The 18,215-nt window shown below is 62.0% G+C and carries 14 protein-coding genes; 3 read left to right on the top strand and 11 right to left on the bottom strand.

Annotated features, from left to right (window positions below; all coding sequences use genetic code 11):
• The first annotated feature begins 6 nt into the window (after positions 1 to 6).
• Positions 7 to 573, top strand: a complete 567-nt coding sequence (locus tag EFQ99_RS07585) for a DUF6101 family protein (protein WP_126920339.1) — start codon at positions 7 to 9, stop codon at positions 571 to 573.
• Positions 574 to 656: 83 nt separating this feature from the next.
• Here the strand turns inward: EFQ99_RS07585 and ubiA are convergent, their stop codons facing one another.
• The 5 genes from ubiA to EFQ99_RS07560 all read right to left on the bottom strand — a co-directional run bounded on the left by ubiA (position 657) and on the right by EFQ99_RS07560 (position 7,033).
• Entirely contained in the window at positions 657 to 1,616 is a 960-nt protein-coding gene (gene ubiA, locus EFQ99_RS07580) for a 4-hydroxybenzoate octaprenyltransferase (RefSeq protein WP_126920337.1), read from the bottom strand.
• 161 nt (positions 1,617 to 1,777) lie between these two features.
• Positions 1,778 to 2,590 carry a MipA/OmpV family protein gene (locus tag EFQ99_RS07575; RefSeq protein WP_126920335.1) on the bottom strand — a complete coding sequence of 271 codons (813 nt, stop codon included), beginning with the start codon at positions 2,588 to 2,590 and terminating at the stop codon, positions 1,778 to 1,780.
• Positions 2,591 to 2,703: 113 nt separating this feature from the next.
• On the bottom strand, positions 2,704 to 3,285 hold the full coding sequence (locus EFQ99_RS07570; RefSeq protein ID WP_126920333.1) for a histidine phosphatase family protein: 582 nt from the start codon (positions 3,283 to 3,285) through the stop codon (positions 2,704 to 2,706).
• A 45-nt stretch (positions 3,286 to 3,330) separates the two neighbouring features.
• Positions 3,331 to 4,590, bottom strand: coding sequence for a cyclopropane fatty acid synthase (locus EFQ99_RS07565; protein ID WP_126920331.1), 1,260 nt, complete (start codon positions 4,588 to 4,590; stop codon positions 3,331 to 3,333).
• A 133-nt stretch (positions 4,591 to 4,723) separates the two neighbouring features.
• Positions 4,724 to 7,033 (bottom strand): Tex family protein, encoded by a 2,310-nt coding sequence (locus EFQ99_RS07560; protein WP_126920329.1) that lies wholly within the window; start codon positions 7,031 to 7,033, stop codon positions 4,724 to 4,726.
• 228 nt (positions 7,034 to 7,261) lie between these two features.
• Between EFQ99_RS07560 and glyS the strand changes: the two genes are divergently transcribed.
• Positions 7,262 to 9,445: a glycine--tRNA ligase subunit beta gene (glyS, locus tag EFQ99_RS07555; RefSeq protein WP_126920327.1), complete on the top strand. Its 2,184-nt coding sequence runs from the start codon at positions 7,262 to 7,264 to the stop codon at positions 9,443 to 9,445.
• 57 nt (positions 9,446 to 9,502) lie between these two features.
• On the top strand, positions 9,503 to 9,991 hold the full coding sequence (locus EFQ99_RS07550) for a 2-thiouracil desulfurase family protein (RefSeq protein ID WP_126920326.1): 489 nt from the start codon (positions 9,503 to 9,505) through the stop codon (positions 9,989 to 9,991).
• 78 nt (positions 9,992 to 10,069) lie between these two features.
• Here the strand turns inward: EFQ99_RS07550 and EFQ99_RS07545 are convergent, their stop codons facing one another.
• The 6 genes from EFQ99_RS07545 to EFQ99_RS07515 all read right to left on the bottom strand — a co-directional run bounded on the left by EFQ99_RS07545 (position 10,070) and on the right by EFQ99_RS07515 (position 18,168).
• The gene (locus tag EFQ99_RS07545) at positions 10,070 to 11,893 is read right to left on the bottom strand and encodes a methyl-accepting chemotaxis protein (protein ID WP_126920324.1); all 1,824 of its coding nucleotides are present in this window, start codon (positions 11,891 to 11,893) and stop codon (positions 10,070 to 10,072) included.
• Positions 11,894 to 12,386: 493 nt separating this feature from the next.
• Positions 12,387 to 12,848: a plant virulence effector HPE1-like domain-containing protein gene (locus EFQ99_RS07535; protein WP_126920320.1), complete on the bottom strand. Its 462-nt coding sequence runs from the start codon at positions 12,846 to 12,848 to the stop codon at positions 12,387 to 12,389.
• 93 nt (positions 12,849 to 12,941) lie between these two features.
• The gene (purD, locus tag EFQ99_RS07530) at positions 12,942 to 14,225 is read right to left on the bottom strand and encodes a phosphoribosylamine--glycine ligase (protein ID WP_126920318.1); all 1,284 of its coding nucleotides are present in this window, start codon (positions 14,223 to 14,225) and stop codon (positions 12,942 to 12,944) included.
• Between the two features lie 65 nt (positions 14,226 to 14,290).
• Entirely contained in the window at positions 14,291 to 16,225 is a 1,935-nt protein-coding gene (locus EFQ99_RS07525; RefSeq protein WP_126920316.1) for a DUF2207 domain-containing protein, read from the bottom strand.
• A 38-nt stretch (positions 16,226 to 16,263) separates the two neighbouring features.
• Positions 16,264 to 17,526: a 3-phosphoshikimate 1-carboxyvinyltransferase gene (gene aroA / locus EFQ99_RS07520; protein WP_126920314.1), complete on the bottom strand. Its 1,263-nt coding sequence runs from the start codon at positions 17,524 to 17,526 to the stop codon at positions 16,264 to 16,266.
• A 90-nt stretch (positions 17,527 to 17,616) separates the two neighbouring features.
• Positions 17,617 to 18,168 carry a LemA family protein gene (locus EFQ99_RS07515; RefSeq protein WP_125843930.1) on the bottom strand — a complete coding sequence of 184 codons (552 nt, stop codon included), beginning with the start codon at positions 18,166 to 18,168 and terminating at the stop codon, positions 17,617 to 17,619.
• Positions 18,169 to 18,215: the final 47 nt, after the last annotated feature.

Here is an 18,215-nt window from a genome sequence, read left to right as displayed (position 1 = left end):
AATGAAATGAACAATCCCGTTATGAAGCCCGCTTGGGCTGGTACGACGCTGCGGCTCGATCCGTCCCGCTTTCCCCAGCAGGTCACCTACGCCATCCATGATTGTTCGGATGACGTCAGCATCACGATAGACGAACGCGGTGCGGTTCTGCGCAAAGTCCTTCCCTCCAGCGGCCTGCCGCTCTCGATTGCGCTGCCGAAGCGCGTCTTTCAGGGTGTTGCGGCCCGCGCCATCGACCATGGCGACGGCGAGGTCACCGTGACGCTCGAGCTCCACCACGCCGATCCGGAGCTCTGCATTCCGCTGCTCGTCGCCCATGATCTCAGCGATATCGCCGCCGACTGGCGCAGCTGGTCCGAAGCCTTTCGCATTCCGATGCTGATGGTCGAGGCCGACGGCGTCGCCCGGCCGCTCGAAGACCATATCGGGGCCCTGCGCACCAGTGATCTCAAGCCGCGCCGCCGCCATTCCTACTTCGCAAACCGCCGTCCGCGCTTCCTCGTGCGCCGCACGACAGGCCGGCTGGGCGTTGCCATGAAGATCGAAGGCAAGGAAATCATAGCCCGCAACTGAGCGAAATCGCGACACTCCCATTCGGCAACGCCGTTTTGGAACCCGTTTGAAACCCGGCGCCCGCGCCGGGTTTTTCGTTCCATTCAGGGAATGGCGAAGAGCAGCGAGAGGAAAAGGCCAAAGAAGATGATCAGGCCGACGCGGTTGTTCGACCTGAAGAGCGCCAGGCATTGGGCGGGATCGTCGATATCGAGCCGGACGATCTGCCAGCCGAACATGCCGGCCGCACCGATGAGCCCCAGGAAAGCGATGAGATTGGCGCCGGCGAGCGCGAAAGCCATGAACATCAGCACCAAAGTCAGCCCGTAAAGGCCGATCAGCCATTGCCGGGTCTTATCGCCGAAAAGACGGGCGGTGGAGCGCACGCCGATCAGCTCGTCGTCCTCCTTGTCCTGATGCGCATAGATCGTGTCGTAACCGATCGTCCAGGCGACGGAGGCGGCGTAGATCAGGATGGCAGCAAAGGAGAGGCCGCCCAAAATGCCGGCCCAGCCCATCAGCGCGCCCCAGGAGAAAGCAAGCCCCAGGAAGAATTGCGGCCAATCGGTAAAGCGCTTGGCATAGGGGTAAAACGCCACGATCCCGAGCGAGAGCACGCCAAGGAAGACGGTGAGCCAGTTGAACTGCAAGAGCACGAAAAGGCCGACCAGCACCTGCAGGACGATGAAGATCTTTGCCCCGGCGCGCGTGACGCGGCCGGAGGGGAGCGGACGTGAACGCGTGCGGGCCACTTCCATGTCGATCTCGTGGTCGACGAGATCGTTATAAGTGCAGCCGGCGCCGCGCATGGCGACTGCGCCGATGAAATAGAGGAAAAGGTGGGACACCAGCAGACTGCCGGAATACAGCCCCCGGTCAATCGCCGCATTGGCGGCAAGTGTCGCCGACCAGAAACACGGCCACATCAGGAGCTGCCAGCCGATAGGGCGATCCCAGCGCGCAAGCTGCGCATAGGGCCAAAGCCATTGCGGCAGGATCCTGTAGACCCAGTTGTCGGAAGGCGCGTCGGAGACGCGGTCGTTGAAGTGGTCGGTATCTTCCATGCCACCCATCTAGCGATGGGCCGGCAATCCGGTCAAGAAGCGATCACGCCGCACTGCCGCATAATTCCTTGGATCGGAATCGATCCAAGGGTAAATCATGCTGCAATTCAATGCGATACAGCGTCGTTTGCGCGATCGAAAGGACACGGCACCGCTCTCAATCACTGCAGCGAAAAATTGAACTTGTAGGTCGCCGAGACACCGATCAGGACCTGGTTCTTCGAGCCGCGCTCGCGCACGAGGCTGCTGTCGGCGGCCGGACCGGCAAGTCGCTTATATTCGAGGAAGGAACTCGCCGAGAGGTTTTCCGTCGCCTTCCATGTCAGAGCCGTGCCGGCGCCATAGGACTGGATGCCCGATGACGGCTTATAGGGATCAAGCCCGCTTGCCGCCGCCTGCTTGGCGTTGACGCCGTAATAGGCGTCGTAATAGCCGCTGGTGGCGAATGTCGCGCGCGGGCCGCCGGATAGCTGCAGGTCCGGCGCAATATCGGTGAAGGCATCGACGGCGACATCGGCGACGACGCCGTCATGGGTGCGGATGCCTTGGCGAACCTCGGCGCGGGCGCGAAGGAAATCGGTCGGATAGACCTCGACAAAACCGCCGGCTTCCGCTCCCCATTTGACCTTCTTCATGCCCTTCAGCTCGTGACCATCGCCCTCGTCGCGCGAAGGCACGAATTTGCCGACGATGCCGGCGCGGAAAGCGCCGTTATCGATCAGGGCGAAGGAAGGATTGTCGTTGCGCGAGGAAAACCGCGGGCCTGCGCCCTGCCGACCGACCGAGATCAGCGGGCTGAATTTGAATTCGTAACGCCGTGAGCCCTCGAATTTCGGCGCAGAGAAGCCGGCGACGCCGACGCTCAGATACCAGTCACCGGACCAGAAGTGCTGGCCGCTTTCCTGCGCCGCCGCCGAACCAAAAGAAGAAAGGGCAATAGCCAAAGAAATCGATACGACTGATCGATGAAACACGTCCGCACTCCAAAAAAACGCAAAACAAAAGCCGCGGAGGGCGGCGCTCGCTACAATTATCCTGATCTCGTTACCCCAATGTTAACCACGGCAACGAGGGAGCGGATGAACTGCTAACGGTGGTTCCAGCGGCGGATGACCGGTTCCGTCAGATCGTGTTCGTAGCCGAGAACGCTGATGCTTGTGGTATCAAGCACGAAATGCGCGCCGTCTTGCGGCGGCAGGCCAAGCCAGCGGGCAGCAAGCACACGCAGGAAATGCGAACTCGAGAAGATCAGAATGGTGCCGTTGGCTTGCCGAAGCTCCCGGATGATCGCGTCGGCGCGGCGACCGACATCGGCGGCCATCTCGCCATTCGGGCATCCGTCGCGAAACAGCTGCCAGCCGGGGCGGTCGGCAAGAATCTGCTTGGTCGTGATGCCCTCGTAGGCGCCGTAATCCCATTCGGCCAAATCGTCCTTGACGATCGCACCGGATCCAAATCCGGCCAGTTCGCAAGTATTGCGGGCACGCTGAGACGGGCTCGACCAGACGGCGGAAAAGGAGAGGCCCGCCAGCCGCTCAGGGAGCTTGCGGGCGGCGGCCTCGCCGTTCGCCGTCAAGGGAATATCGCTCCGTCCGGTATGGCGTCCGGAAAGGCTCCATTCGGTTTCGCCGTGGCGAACCAGGTGGATTTCGGGAAATGCGCTGCTCATCTGCCTGGCCTTTTCATCAGCGGTCAGCCTTTCCAATTTCTGAGATCAGAACGTCACCTTTTCCAGCGGCGCGCGCCGAGCCTCGAATTCCTTCAGCTTCGCTTCGTTCCGCGCGATGTAAGTACGATTGTCGGGAACAGTGAACTGATTCTTGGCGATCTGGATCTGCAGGATGAAGAGTTCGTCCCAGCGGAACCCCATTTCGGAACCCGCCAGATAAAACTCCCACATGCGGAAGAACTGCTCGTCGTAAAGCGCCACCGCCTCGGCCTTGCGCGCCACGAAACGCTCGCGCCAATGGCGCAGCGTATAGGCATAGTGCATCGGCAGGATTTCGACATCCCTGACCAAGAGCCCCGCCTTTTCGAGCGGTGGCACGACTTCGCCGACGGAAGGTATGTAGCCGCCGGGGAAGATATACTTCTCGATAAAGGCATTGGTGCCGAAGCTCGGCTTCGGGCGGCCGATCGAATGCAGCACCATGACGCCGTCGTCGTCGAGCAGGTCCGATACCTTGCGGAAGAAATTGGCGTAATTGCCGATACCGACATGCTCGAACATGCCGACCGAGACGATGCGGTCGAACTTTTTGCCCGTCATGCTGCGATAGTCCTGCAGCTCGAAGCGCACCCGGTCGGCAAGGCCGCGCTTTTCGGCGCGTGCGCGGGAGACCTTGAGCTGTTCCTCGCTGAGCGTAATGCCGGTGAAATCAGCCCCTTCCGTTGCCTCCGTCAGGTACATGCCCATGCCGCCCCAGCCGGAGCCGATCTCCAGGATGCGCTGGTTCGGCTCGAGCAGGAGCTTGGCGGCGATATGGCGTTTCTTGGCGACCTGTGCCTCGTCGAGGCCGATGCCTGGTGGCTCGAAATAGGCGCAGGAATATTGCCAGTCCTCATCGAGAAAAAGATCGAAGAGCTTGGCCGACAGGTCGTAATGATGGGCGACATTGTGCTTGTTGCGGTTGACGGGCACGCGGCTCTTCAGCTGCTGCCAGGCAATGCGGCCGAGAAGCAGTGCCGCCATCTTGAAATCGAAGATTTCGTTGGTGGTGTTCTGTTTCACCAGCGACAGGAAATCGTAGATGTTGCCCTGTTCGAGAATGAACCGGCCCTGCATGTACATTTCGCCGAGCTTCATCGTCGGATCGCGCCGGATGGCGTCCTCGGCCTCTTGATCGGCAAGGCGGGCGACAACGGTTTCACCGGTGCCGTCGCCAATCGTATGTGTCTCGCCATTGGCAAGGGTGAGTTTCAAGGACCCCTTGCGGATGATTTGTTGGACGATCGTAAGGAATGCCGACGCCATGGACGCCTCGCAAATGTGACAGGATGGTCACATCAACTTAATAAGTCTCCTTCGCCTTACAAGCGCCGGATTTAGCACTCGGTAAAGAACGTTGCCAAACTGTTGCATTTTTGCCGATGCGACGCCTAAGCCATTATTTTCGCTTCATGGCTTCGGCAAGTGCCGCGCCGAAAGCACCCTGGCTTTCCTGTTTGGGCGCGGCGGGCCGGCGCTCGTTCTGCGGTCGGGAGCCGGAATTCGAGCGAGAATCACCACGCGGCGAAGGCGCCGCAGAACCGTCGTCGCGTCGCATGGAAAGACCGATGCGCTTGCGCTTGGCATCGACTTCGACGACCCGCACCTTGACGACATCGCCCGCCTTGACGACCTCATGCGGATCCTTGACGAAGCGATCGGCGAGCTGGGACACGTGCACCAAACCATCCTGGTGCACGCCGATATCGACGAAGGCGCCGAAGGCGGCGACGTTGGTCACCGTACCTTCCAGAACCATGCCGGGCGTGAGGTCGGAAATTTCGTTGACGCCCTCGGCGAAAGTCGCCGTCTTAAAACTCGGACGTGGGTCGCGGCCGGGCTTTTCCAGCTCCGAGATGATGTCTCGGACCGTCGGCAGACCGAATTTCTCGTCGATAAACTGGCGCGGATCGACCGATTTCAGGACGGCGCTGTCGCCCATCAGCGCGCGCAGATCGCGGCCGCAAGCGGCGACGATCTTCTTGGCGACGCCATAGGCTTCTGGGTGGACCGAGGAAGCGTCGAGCGGCTCCTTGCCGTCGGGGATGCGCAGGAAGCCGGCGCATTGCTCGAAGGTGCGGCTGCCGAGCCGGGCAACCTTCATCAGATCGCGCCGCGTCTCGAAACGGCCTTCGCTGTCGCGATGGCGCACGATAGCGTCGGCGATCGAAGGGCCGAGGCCGGAAACGCGGGAAAGCAGCGGCGCAGACGCGGTGTTCAAATCGACACCGACAGCATTCACCGCATCTTCCACCACGGCATCCAGCGAACGCGACAGCTTCTGCTGGTCGACGTCATGCTGATACTGGCCGACGCCGATCGACTTCGGCTCGATCTTGACGAGTTCGGCCAGCGGATCCTGCAGCCGGCGCGCGATGGAGACGGCGCCGCGCAGCGACACGTCGAGATCGGGGAATTCGGCGGCCGCCGTTGCGGAGGCGGAATAGACCGAGGCCCCGGCTTCCGAAACGATCACCTTGGTCGGCTTCGGCGCCGGCAACTCGGCCAGCATATCGGCCACCAGCTTTTCCGTTTCGCGGCTGCCGGTGCCGTTGCCGATCGAGATCAGTTCGACATTGTGCTTGCGGATCAGCGAGGCGAGCTCGATCTGGGCGCCGCGCACGTCATTCCGCGGCTGGAACGGATAGACGGTCGATGTCGCCACGACCTTGCCGGTGCCATCGACGACGGCGACCTTGACGCCGGTGCGGATGCCGGGATCGAGGCCCATCGTCGCGCGCGAGCCGGCAGGTGCTGCGAGCAGCAGATCCTTGAGATTGCGGGCGAAGACATGGATCGCCTCCTCTTCCGCCCTTTCACGCAGCTCCCGCATCAGGTCGAGCGAGAGCGACATGGAAAGCTTCACACGCCAGGTCCAGCTTGCGACCTCCATCAGCCAGCGGTCGCCGGGACGGCTCGCGCCGATCTCATAGGCGGCCGCGATCATGCGTTCGACCGGCTTGTTCGGAGAGACGGTCTCGGCATCTGCCTCGATCGTCAGCGTCAGCACCTCCTCGTTCCAGCCGCGCAGCATGGCGAGCGCGCGGTGGCCGGGTGCCGTCGCCCAGCGTTCGGAATGGTCGAAATAATCGGAGAACTTCTCGCCCGTCGCCTGCTTGCCATCGACGACCTTGGCCTTCAGCAGCGAGGCTTGGCGCATATGGGCGCGCAGCCTGCCGAGCAGGTCGGCATTTTCGGCAATGCCTTCGGCGATGATGTCGCGCGCGCCTTCGAGCGCCGTCTTCACGTCGGGCACGTCTGCGGTGATGAAACCTTCGGCCAGCACGGCCGGTTCCCGGGTGCGCTCGGCGAGGATCGCCTCGGCGAGCGGGCCGAGGCCGCGTTCGCGGGCGATTTCGGCCCGGGTGCGGCGCTTCGGCTTGAAGGGCAGATAGAGATCCTCGAGTTCGGCCTTGGTTGCCGCACCAGCGACCTTGGCCATCAGCTCTTCGGTCATCTTGCCCTGACCTGTGATCGATTCGACGATCGCATCCCGGCGGGCTTCGAGTTCGCGCAGATAGACCAGCCGCTCGGCGAGATTGCGCAGCTGCGTATCATCAAGCCCGCCCGTCACTTCCTTGCGGTAGCGGGCGATGAAGGGCACGGTGGCGCCCTCGTCGAGCAGCTCGATGGCGGCCTTGGCCTGTTCGGGCCGGGCGTTGATTTCGGCCGAGATGCGGGCTGCGAGGAAACGAAGGTCTGCGGCCATGGGGTTCCTTGGGGATTTCCTATTGCGACAAAAGTTGCGGGACCATAACGGCGAAAAGCGGCAAGGCAATGTTGGAGTTATCAGACAGGCGCCGATCCACAGGAAAGCATGCCGGAAAAGCGGCGATTTTGCGGTTGTGCAGATGCGCCATTCTTTGCTAGCAGAAGCAACGTTTTGACCCGGCGCCCAAGCCATCCCTCCCCTCCCGCGGGAGGCAAGGAAATCGACATGCCAAACCTTCTTCTCGAACTCCGCTCCGAAGAGATTCCGGCCCGTATGCAGCGCAAGGCTGCCGGCGACCTGAAGAAGCTCGTCACCGATGCGCTTGTCGAAGCGGGTCTGTCCTATGAGGGCGCGCGCGAATACTGGACGCCGCGGCGGCTGACGCTCGACATCCACGGCCTGACGGCGCGCTCGGCCGACGTGCGCGAGGAACGCAAGGGGCCGCGCACCGACGCCAACGAAAAGGCGATCGAAGGTTTTCTGCGCGGCGCAGGGTTGTCTTCGGTTTCCGAGGCGCAGGTGGTGAGCGATCCGAAGAAGGGCGATTTCTACGTCGCGGTCATTTCCAAGCCAGGCCGCGCGACGGAAGAAATCATCAGCGATGTCATGCCCGGCATCATCCGCGATTTCCCGTGGCCGAAAGCCATGCGCTGGGGCAAGGCTTCCTCCAAGCCCGGCGCATTGCGCTGGGTGCGGCCGCTGCAGTCGATCGTCTGCACCTTCGGCCCGGAGCATGAAGAGACCACCGTCATCCCGTTCGAAATCGACGGTATCACCGCCTCCAACGTCACCTACGGTCATCGTTTCCACGCGCCTGAGGCCATCACCGTCCGGCGCTTCGATGACTACGTCGCGAACTTGGAAAAGGCGAAGGTCATCCTCGACGCCGAGCGGCGCAAGGACATCATCCTACACGACGCGCGCGACATCGCTTTTGCCAATGGACTTGAACTGGTGGAGGACGAAGGCCTGCTGGAGGAAGTCTCCGGCCTGGTCGAATGGCCGCAGGTGCTGATGGGTTCCTTCGAGGAAGATTATCTCTCCATCCCCTCCGAGATCATCCGCCTGACGATCAAGACCAACCAGAAGTGCTTCGTCACCCGCAAACAAGGCGAAGAGACGCTGTCGAACAAGTTCATCCTGGTTTCCAATATCCAGGCGAGCGACGGCGGCAAGGAAATCGTCCACGGCAATGGCAAGGTGGTGCGGGCGAGGCTTTCGGATGCGCTGCATTTCTGGAAGCGCGACCAGGGCAACATGCCGGATCTCGACACGCTGGAGGCTTCAGCCAAAAAATTCGGCCTCGACTTGAAGAAGCCGCTCGACCAGCGGATGGCCAAGCTCGACGCGCTCGACGTGACCTTCCATGCCAAACTTGGAACACAGGGCGCGCGCGTCGCGCGCATTCGCGCGCTGGCTGGGGATTTGGCAAAGATCACCGGCGCCGATGCGGCTCTCGTCGATCGCGCCGCAGTGCTTGCCAAGGCCGATCTGCGGACCGAAGCCGTTGGCGAATTCCCTGAACTGCAGGGTTTGATGGGCCGCAAATATGCGGCGCTTCAAGATGAAAACGCCTCCGTCGCACTCGCCATCGAAGATCACTACAAGCCGCAAGGTCCATCCGATCGCGTGCCCGCCGACAAGGTCGCGATCACCGTCGCGCTCGCCGACAAACTGGACACGCTGATCGGCTTCTGGGCGATCGGCGAAAAGCCGACCGGTTCGAAGGATCCCTTCGCCCTCAGGCGTGCGGCGCTCGGCGTCGTCAGGATCCTGCTGGAGCGTAATGTCAGGCTGCCGCTGCTGAAGATCGCCCGCCAGACGTCGGTGCTCAACAAGGCGAGCGGCGAGGCGGCATTTTCGTTCGAAGGCGACCCGACCGAGACATTTGCCGATCTCCTCTCCTTCTTCCATGACCGTCTCAAGGTCTATCTGCGCGATCAGGGCGCCCGCCATGATCTCATCGACGCCGTGCTGACAGCCGAGGCTGACGACCTGTTGATGGTGGCGCGCCGCGTCGAAGCGCTGACGGCCTTCATCACCTCGGAGGACGGCAAGAACCTGCTCGCCGGCACCAAGCGCGCCACACAGCTGCTCGCCGCCGAGGAAAAGAAGGGCACGGTGATCGCCGATGCCGTCTCGGACGCACTCCTGAAGCTCGACGCCGAGAAGGAACTCTTCGCCGCGATATCAAGCGCATCGAAGGATGCGGCGGCGGCCATCGCCGGAGAAGACTTCCGCTCGGCGATGGAAGCGCTTTCCAAGCTGCGCGGCCCGGTCGACCGCTTCTTCGAAGACGTGCTCGTCAACGACGAGGACGCCGCCATCCGCGCCAACCGCCTCGCGCTGCTGCGGTTGATCCGTGAGGCGACAGGAACGGTTGCGGATTTCTCGAAGATTTCGGGATGACAACGACCACCATCGGCGGCCTGGCATTACGGCTGCCGAGGCGCTATTCAATGAAGCATGCAAAACAGGATTCTCGTCAGCGCCTGTCTCATGGGTCAGCCCGTCCGCTATGACGGGCGGGCGAAGCCGTTGCTTCACCCGGCGATCGAGAGATGGCAGGCCGAAGGACGGCTGGTGACGATCTGTCCGGAGATGTCGGCGGGCATGAAAGTGCCGCGGCCGCCGGCCGAGATTGGAAACGGTGCGACCGGCGAGGACGTGCTAGCCGGCAAGGCCGATGTCGTCGAGTTGACGGGCGGGGATGTGACCGCGCAGTTCCTGCTGGCGGCGGAGAATGCCGTGGCGCTCGCAAGAAAGACTGGCTGCCGCTATGCGCTGCTGATCGACGGCAGCCCGTCCTGCGGCTCAGGCTTCATCTATGACGGCACGTTTGCCGGGCGCCGGCAGGCTGGCAACGGCGTAACGGCGGCGGCGCTAAAAGCGGCCGGTGTCGACGTGTTTTCCGATCGGGAGATCGAGCAACTGATCGACCGCCTCGGGCAATAAGCTTCAAAAGGCACGGCCGCCGGAAAACCGACGGCCGCAATAATTTGGTGATGAAAAGACTTGCCGTCCCCGCGCCGCTTATGCCGCGCGGCGACCCTGATGCATGGCCGGGGCAGCGCTTCCACCACTGACACGGAAGCCGCGGATGAGATTGAGCAGCTCGTCGGTATCGCTTGCCAGCGTTTCTGCCGATGCCGTGGTCTCTTCGGCCATGGCGGCGTTCTGCTGGGTGGCGGCGTCGAGCTGGTTCATCGACGAGGAGATCGAACGCAGCGTCGTATCCTGTTCGGAGGCGCTGTGAGCGATCTTGGCGACGATCTCGTTGGCCGCCTTGATCTGATCGGAGATGCGCTTCAGCGCCTCGCCTGCCTCGCCGACCAGACGAACCCCGTGATCCACCTGGCTCGACGAGCGGGCGATCTGATCCTTGATCTCCTTGGCCGCCGCGGCGGAGCGCTGGGCAAGTTCGCGCACTTCCTGGGCGACGACCGCAAAACCCTTGCCGGATTCGCCGGCGCGGGCTGCCTCGACGCCTGCGTTCAGCGCCAGAAGGTTGGTCTGGAAGGCGATCTCATCGATGACGCCGATGATCTTGGTAATCTCCGAAGACGACTTCTCGATGCCGCTCATCGCTTCGATCGCCTGGCCGACAATCGCATCGCTATGCGTGGCTTCAGTGCTGACGGAATGGACGCGCTTGCTCGCTTCGTGCGCGCCATCGGCAGTCTGGCGGACGGCGACGGTGAGTTCGTCGAGCGCGGCCGAGGTTTCCTCCAGGCTCGCGGCCTGACGCTCGGTGCGCTGCGACAGTTCGTTGGAGGCGCGGCGGATCTCCTCCTTGCTGGTGCCGATATCGCTGCCCTTGGCGCTGACCTTGGCCATGGCGGCTTCGAGATGCGACAGCGCATCGTTGAAATTGTCGCGAAGGGCGGCGTATTTCTGGCCGAGATCGGCGCAGCGAACAGTGAGATCACCTTGAGCGATCTTTTCCAGCGCCTGGCCGATCGTCGCGACGACGCTCGCCTGGAGGGTTGCTTCGTCCTGCTGCTGGCGCAGATTGTTTTCGCGCTCGTTTTCCAGCGCCAGTTGCTGAGCCGCCTCGCGATCCGACATCGCATGGCGTTCCCTGATCTTTTCCTGCAGCGACTGCGTCGCCTTGGCCATCATGCCGACTTCGTTGTTCATCGCGGTGTGCGGGATGGCGATGGAAACGTCCTCTTCGGCGACAGCCTTCAGGGCAGTGTGAACGTTGTTGAGAGGTCCCGATATGCCGCGGATGACGAAATAGGCGGCCGTCATGGCAAGGAAGAACAGAACGATGCTGCCGGAGAGGGCAGTCAGGATGGTGCTGTTTATCTGAGCATCGAGATCGTCCATGTAGACACCGCTGACGACGACGACCTTCCAGGGGTCGAAGGCCAAGGCATAGGCCGTCTTGCGAAAATCGCCGGCGGGCTGGCCCGGTTTGGCGGTAGAATAATATTCGACGAGACCGCCGCCCTGCTGTCCCAGCTTGACCAGCTCTTCGCGGTAGAGCTTGCCTTTGCTGTCCGGCTGGCCCTTGTTGACCTGACCAACTTTCGCGGCATCGTAGTGGAACATCATCTGGATGTCGTAGCTATAGCCAAAGAAATAGCCATCAGGGTCGTATTTCATCGCATTGACCGTGGCGTAGGCCTGCTTCTGGGCGTCTTCCAGCTTCATTTCACCTGACGTGACTTTTGCCTGGTAAAGCTTGAGAACGGAGACCGCCGACTGAACCTCGGAGCGCAGCATGTCGTAGCGCTCCTGGTAGATCGCATTGACTGAGGAGCGGATCTGCAGGGACGTGGCGATTGCAAACGCCACCATCAGGCCGATGACCAGCAATATAAGCTGCTTCGATATCTTCAGGTTTTTCATGATTCCTCGCAACGGGAATGGAGCAATTACATTCCGGTGCGGTCTTCTACCGCCTGTGCGAGCGCGCCCCAGGAGACGACACGTCTACCGCTGCTAAAATAACATGCTGCGACCGGCGAGTAACAATTGATGCTGACCCTATAAGAAAGCTTTAATTTAATTCAAAAGCGATGCGAATTTCCCTAAAAATCAGGGGGTGTAGTTACAAGGTTCACCGCCGGATTTTCATCCGCCGGCGCAATATCATTTCTATTCGAATTCTCAGTTTGCCCAGCGTATCAAAACATGAATGCACCCTCGCTGCTCATCGAGGGTGCATTCGGTCCACCGGCGGTGGAACCCCAAACGATCGAAACCTTGATCAGGCGGGGCAGGGAACTTTTTGTTTTTGCGCAATTCCGGACGCAAAACCGCAGTACACTTTTGCTGGAATTGCTCTGTTGTTTTTACGCAATTCCAGCAAAACCGCGGCACACTTCTGCTGGAAGTTGCTCTAAAACCGCAGATTGAATTCGGAAGCGTCGAGGGTGGCCGGCTGTTCAGCCATGCCTGCCGCAACGGGCTTGGCGTCACCGCCGATGACGGCCGCGGTCGTCGCGTTCATGTCGATGCCCTCGGCAGGCACGGCCGAAGGTTCGGCAGCAACCAGGGCTTCAGGGGTTGCCTTGCTGACGAAGAGGACGGGCGAGCCGCCCATCCAGCCTTCGGTGCGATAGATCTTCTTTTCGCCGCCGACGTCGCGGATCTCGCTTGCCTGGACGACACCGGGCTTCAGCTCCGGCACGGTGTAATCCCTCTTGGTCACGTCGATCTGGAGCGGCGGGCAGCTGGCGCAGGATTCAGTGACGATGCTGCCGTCTGCGCTGGAGGCAGTCTTGCCGATCACCTCGATGGAAGATGCCATCGCCGAGCCTGCCATCAGCAGGATTGCCGCACCGAAGAAAACCTGACGCATCAACGCTACTCCGTCTCACTATAGGAGCGGTATAGCGCAGCTTTGTTTCCATCCCGTCAGGGGAAAGGGTAAAAATTTAAAGAACGCGACGGTTTATACTTTGTCCGAGCCCGTTTCGCGCTCGATCGCACGCCAGCCGATGTCGCGCCGGCAGAAGCCATTTTCCCAACTTACCTTGTCGAGCAGCGCGTAGGCGCGGTCCTTGGCCTCGGCGACGGTGCCGCCCGTGGCGGTGACATTCAGCACGCGGCCGCCGGTCGCGACCAGCGCGCCGTCCTTCAGCGCCGTGCCGGCATGAAACACTTTCTCGCCCTCGCCTGCTTCAGGCAGGGAAAGGATCGGCGTGTTCTTCTCGTAGGCGGCGGGATAGCCCTTGGAGGCCATGACCACCGTCAGTGCCGGATCGTCGTTCCATTCGGCGTCGACCTGGTCCAACGTACCGTTGGCAGTGGCGAGCAACAGCGGCAGGAGATCGCTCTTCAACCGCATCATCATCACCTGGCATTCGGGATCGCCGAAGCGGACATTGTATTCGATGAGCTCGGGCCCCTTCGCAGTGATCATCAGCCCGGCGAAAAACACGCCGGAGAAGGGATGGCCGCTCTCGGCCATGCCGCGCATCGTCGGCTCGATAATCTCCTTCATGGTGCGCTCGACCATCTCGGCGGTCATGACAGGCGCCGGCGAATAGGCGCCCATGCCGCCGGTATTGACGCCGGTATCGCCCTCGCCCACTCGCTTGTGGTCCTGGGCGGTCGCGAGTGGCAGCGCGTGTTTTCCATCGCAGAGGCAGAAGAAGCTTGCCTCCTCGCCGTCGAGATAGGCTTCGACGACAACTTCGGCGCCGGCAGCGCCAAAGGCCCCCTCGAAGCAGTCGTCGACGGCATCAAGCGCCTCATCCAGCGTCATCGCAACCGTCACGCCCTTACCGGCAGCAAGACCATCGGCCTTGACGACGATCGGCGCGCCTTGGGCGCGGATATAGGCTTTTGCCTTCGGCGCATTGTTGAAGCGCTGGTAGGCGCCCGTGGGAATGCCGTAGCGGGCGCAGATATCCTTGGTGAAACCCTTGGAGCCCTCGAGCTGGGCTGCGGCAGCGGAAGGACCGAAAACCACAAGGCCATCGGCGCGCAGCCGGTCGGCGAGGCCGGCCACCAACGGCGCCTCCGGGCCGACGACGACGAAATCAATCGCCTTGTCCTTGCAGAAGGCCGCGACCGCCTCGTGATCCTCGACGTCAACGGGCACCAGCACGGCGTGTTCGGCAATGCCGGGATTGCCGGGCGCGGCGTAAAATTCCGTCATCAACGGCGATTGCGCCAGCTTCCAGGCGAGCGCGTGCTCGCGTCCGCCCGATCCGATCAACAGAACCTTCATGCGCCACCCTTTCCTGTTCCGTCTGGCGGTTAAGGGCCAAGGGCCGAAAGGTCAAGCGGGAAAGCTCACCAGCCCCCTCCCCCACCGCCTCCGCCACCCCCGCCGGACGAGCCGCCGCCCGAAAAACCGGATGATGAGCTCGATGGCGGCGGTGAAGGAATCGTCGAAGCGATGGTCGAGGCCATCGAGGAGGAAAAGCCGCCGATGCGATCGGAGAAGCTGCCGCTGTTAAAATTGCCGGAATACCAGGCCGGCGCATAGGCTGCGGCAGCACCGGCGGCGGCTGCCGCAAGCCAGGTCTCGAAGGTACGCGACCAGGGCTTTTCGACGCCCAGCGCCACCGCATAGGGAAGCAGCGTCTCGAAATGCCTTGGCGACATTTCCGGAGCGCCTGCCGTGTTTATCCGGTCCTTCTCGGCAAGCGTCAGATATTGGCGCAGGCCGTCAATGCCATCCATCATCTTGGCGCCGAGCGGTGTCGGTGCACCCATGATGAAGAAATAGAGGATGTTCAACAGCACGATACCGCCGACGGCAAACAGCATCGGCGTTTCGTGCAGCTCCACCAGCGACGAAGCGAGCGTCAGGACCATGATGGCAAGAATACTGATGCCAACGAAAACGCCGACCGCTGCGGCGACGACGGCTATGATCTTGCCGAACAGCGACTTGCCGTGATGCAGCGATTTGACCAGGCCGGCAGCGAAGACCGCAACAAAGACCGAGATGGCGACCGGAATCAACATTAGCGCGATCGTGTCGGGCTCCAGCGAGCCAAAGACGAACAGCGCCACCAGGGCAGCGGCGCTGAGCGCGATGCCGCCGCTGGTATAGCCGAGGTTCGAATTGTAATATTTGCCGCGGTGCTCCCTCTCAATCGCCGAGCGAAAGGCTTGGCCGATGGATTTCACCCGCTCGCCATTCGCCCTGTCGATCGTCAGCGTCGAGCCGGCGCCGCCTGCGACCTTCAGCAATTCGGTTTCTCCGGCCTGGAATTTCTCCTTGCCGAGCGGCTTGCCGGTGCCGCGGACGATAATCGAATCCTTGAGATCGCCGAGCGTCATGTAACCGCGAACTGCAAGATTGAGCGCAGTGGCGGCAAGCGCCGTCCAGCCCCCGCCGGAGAAACCCTTATTGTCGATATAGTTGACCAGCGCCGGCGAAATGCCGTCTGGCGCATCCCAGCGCGGCACGACGACGCCGCGGGCGGGATCGCGGCCGACCTTCAGCCATGCGCGCGTGTAATAGGCGAAGACGAGGGCCAGTCCGCCGAAGCCGATGAAATAATTGCGGTTGTCCTTGAGCCACCATGTGCTTTCCATATCCGCGCTCGGCGGATCGATCGAACCCTTCGGCATGCGGATCGCAAAGGTCAGGCCCTCATTGGCATCGAGAGGAGCGGTCGTGGAGAAAATTGGGCCGGCACTCGTCTCGCTGACGCGGGCATTCTTTCCCGTGGCGCCCTGCGGGCCGGTGAAGAAGATCGTCTGCGTGGCGGCAACACCCGGCGGCAGCTTCACCGTCGCCGTTGCCGAGCGGATCGGGAATATCCAGCCGTTGCCGGTGACATTCCAATAGAGTTCGTCGTGATCGTCGAAATAGCGGACCTGGCGGTTCGTTCTATAGGTGAAGACATATTGATGACGGCCGGGCGTTACCGTTACGTCGGCGGAACCGGCATAAATGCGGATGCCACCTGATATCGACTCGGTGTGCCAGGGCTCGTTTTCGCCATCCCGCTTGACCGATATCACATCGAAATCAACGCTGCGGCGACGGCCGTCAGCATCGGTGAAATAGAGTGGAAAGTCCCGGAAGATGCCGTGATTGATCCGGTTGCCTTCGGCATTGACGGTGATCGTTTCCGCCACCGTCATCGCGCCGCTCTTTTCGAGCGTGATGTCGGAAGCGAAACTGTCGATTACCTCGGCGGCAAAGGCCGCTGGGGCGGCGAGCATCCAGAACAGTACAAAGAAAAATCCGAAAAACCGACGCCCCATCCCTGTCTCCTCGCCGGCAGCCTCGGCCGCGTGTTCCGTCAATCGTTACCCTGATATGTCACGCCGAGCGCTGCGAGCGTCCGCCAATAGGCCGGGAAGGTCTTGCCGACGCAATCGGGATCGAGAATGGTGATGCCGTCGATCTTTAGCCCGGCCAGCGCAAAGCTCATGGCGATGCGGTGATCGGCGAAGCTGTCGATCTCGGCCGGCAGGCGCTTGCCCGCAAGGGCGGGATCGGACTTTACGATCAGGTCGTCGCCCTCTTCGTGGGCAAGCCCTGAAACAATGCGGTTGAGGCCGGTCGAGAGCGCGCGGATGCGGTCGCATTCCTTGACGCGCAGATTGGCGATGCCGACGAAGCGGACCGGCGTCTCGTTGAAGGCGGCAAGCACGGCAAGGGTCGGAACGGCATCCTGCATCTGCGAGCCGTCGATTTCGGCCGGCAGATGCGGAAACTTGGCAATCATGTCGTAGGCACGCGCATCCGGCTGCGAGAAGGCATCGGCCGGGACGCCGAGATCGATCGCACCGCCGGTCAGGACTTCGGCGGCCCAGAGATAGGTCGCAGCCGAGGCATCCGGCTCGACGATGAAATCGGCAGCGGTGTAACCTGTCGGCTCGACGCGCCAGGTGACCGGGCTGGTCTTCTCGACCTTGGCGCCGAAGGCCTTCATCGCTGAAGTGGTCAGATCGATATAGCCGAGCGCGCCGATATCCTCGCCGACGAGTTCGATATCAACAGGCCGGTCGCCGCCGGCCGCCATCATCAGCAAGGCGGAGACATACTGGCTGGACAGGCCGCCATCGATGCGAATGCGATCGGTCTGGAAACGGCCAGTGCCCCTCACGGTGACCGGCGGGCAGCCGGTTTCGGCCGTCACGTCGATGCCGAGCGCTCGCATCGCCTCGACCAGCGGGCCGATCGGGCGCTTGCGCATATGCTCGTCGCCGTCGACGATGACGGTCCCATCCACTAAGGCCGCAGCCGCTGTCAGAAAGCGCGTCGCCGTGCCGGCATTGCCGAGGAAGAGCGGCGCCTTCGGCGGGAGGAGTTTACCGCTGCCGGTGATGACGAAAGTGGTGTCATCGGGCTCGTCGATCGAAACCCCCATGGCGCGCAGCGCATCGGCCATATAACGCGTATCATCGCTCTTCAGCGCGCCGGTCAGCCGGCTCATGCCCTTGGCAAGGCCCGCGAGCAGAAGCGCGCGATTGGTGATCGACTTGGAGCCCGGCGGCATGGCGCGGCCCGAAAGCGGCTTGCCCGGTGGGATGATCGTGAGTTTGGCTGTGCGTGTCATGCTGTTTCTTCCGTCCATGAGGCAGCCATCGCCGGCCGCAATCCGCCCTTGCTCTTAATCGCTTTCGCGCAAAGGCAAAATCCCGGATCGTCAGAATTTCACGGTGGGGACGGCGCGGTCGGCCTCATTGGTGATTTCGAAATATTCCCGCTTGGCAAAACCGAACTGGCCGGCGACGAGATTGGAGGGGAAGCTCTCGACCTTGACGTTCAGGTCGCGGGCCGCGCCATTGTAATAACGCCGCGCCATCTGCAACTCGCCTTCCATGGTTTCCAGCGAAGCCTGGAGCTCGGCAAAGTTCTGGTTGGCCTTGAGATCGGGATAAGCTTCGGCAAGCGCGATGACGCGGCCTAGCGCCTGCCCGAGCAGGCCTTCCGCCTGCGCCCTGCCCGCGACATCGCCTGATGGAACGGCCTGCGCCTTGTTGCGAAGGGAAACCACCTCTTCGAGCGTGGTCTTCTCATGGGCCGCATAGCCCTTGACCGTTTCGATCAGGTTCGGGATCAAATCAGCGCGGCGCTTGAGCTGGACGTCGATGCCGGACCAGGCCTCTTCGGCCATCTGCCGCGAGCGAACCAGGCCGTTGTAAATAAAAACGACGTAGAGCACGACCAGAACGATGACGCCAAGCGCAATATACATCGCGAATCCCCCGCAGCGAAGTAATGTCCGGGCGGAGACTACGCAGG

It is taken from the genome of Rhizobium vallis, assembly GCF_003985155.1.
GTDB classification, from domain to species: domain Bacteria; phylum Pseudomonadota; class Alphaproteobacteria; order Rhizobiales; family Rhizobiaceae; genus Rhizobium; species Rhizobium vallis.
This window is presented reverse-complemented; position numbering and strand designations above follow the sequence as displayed.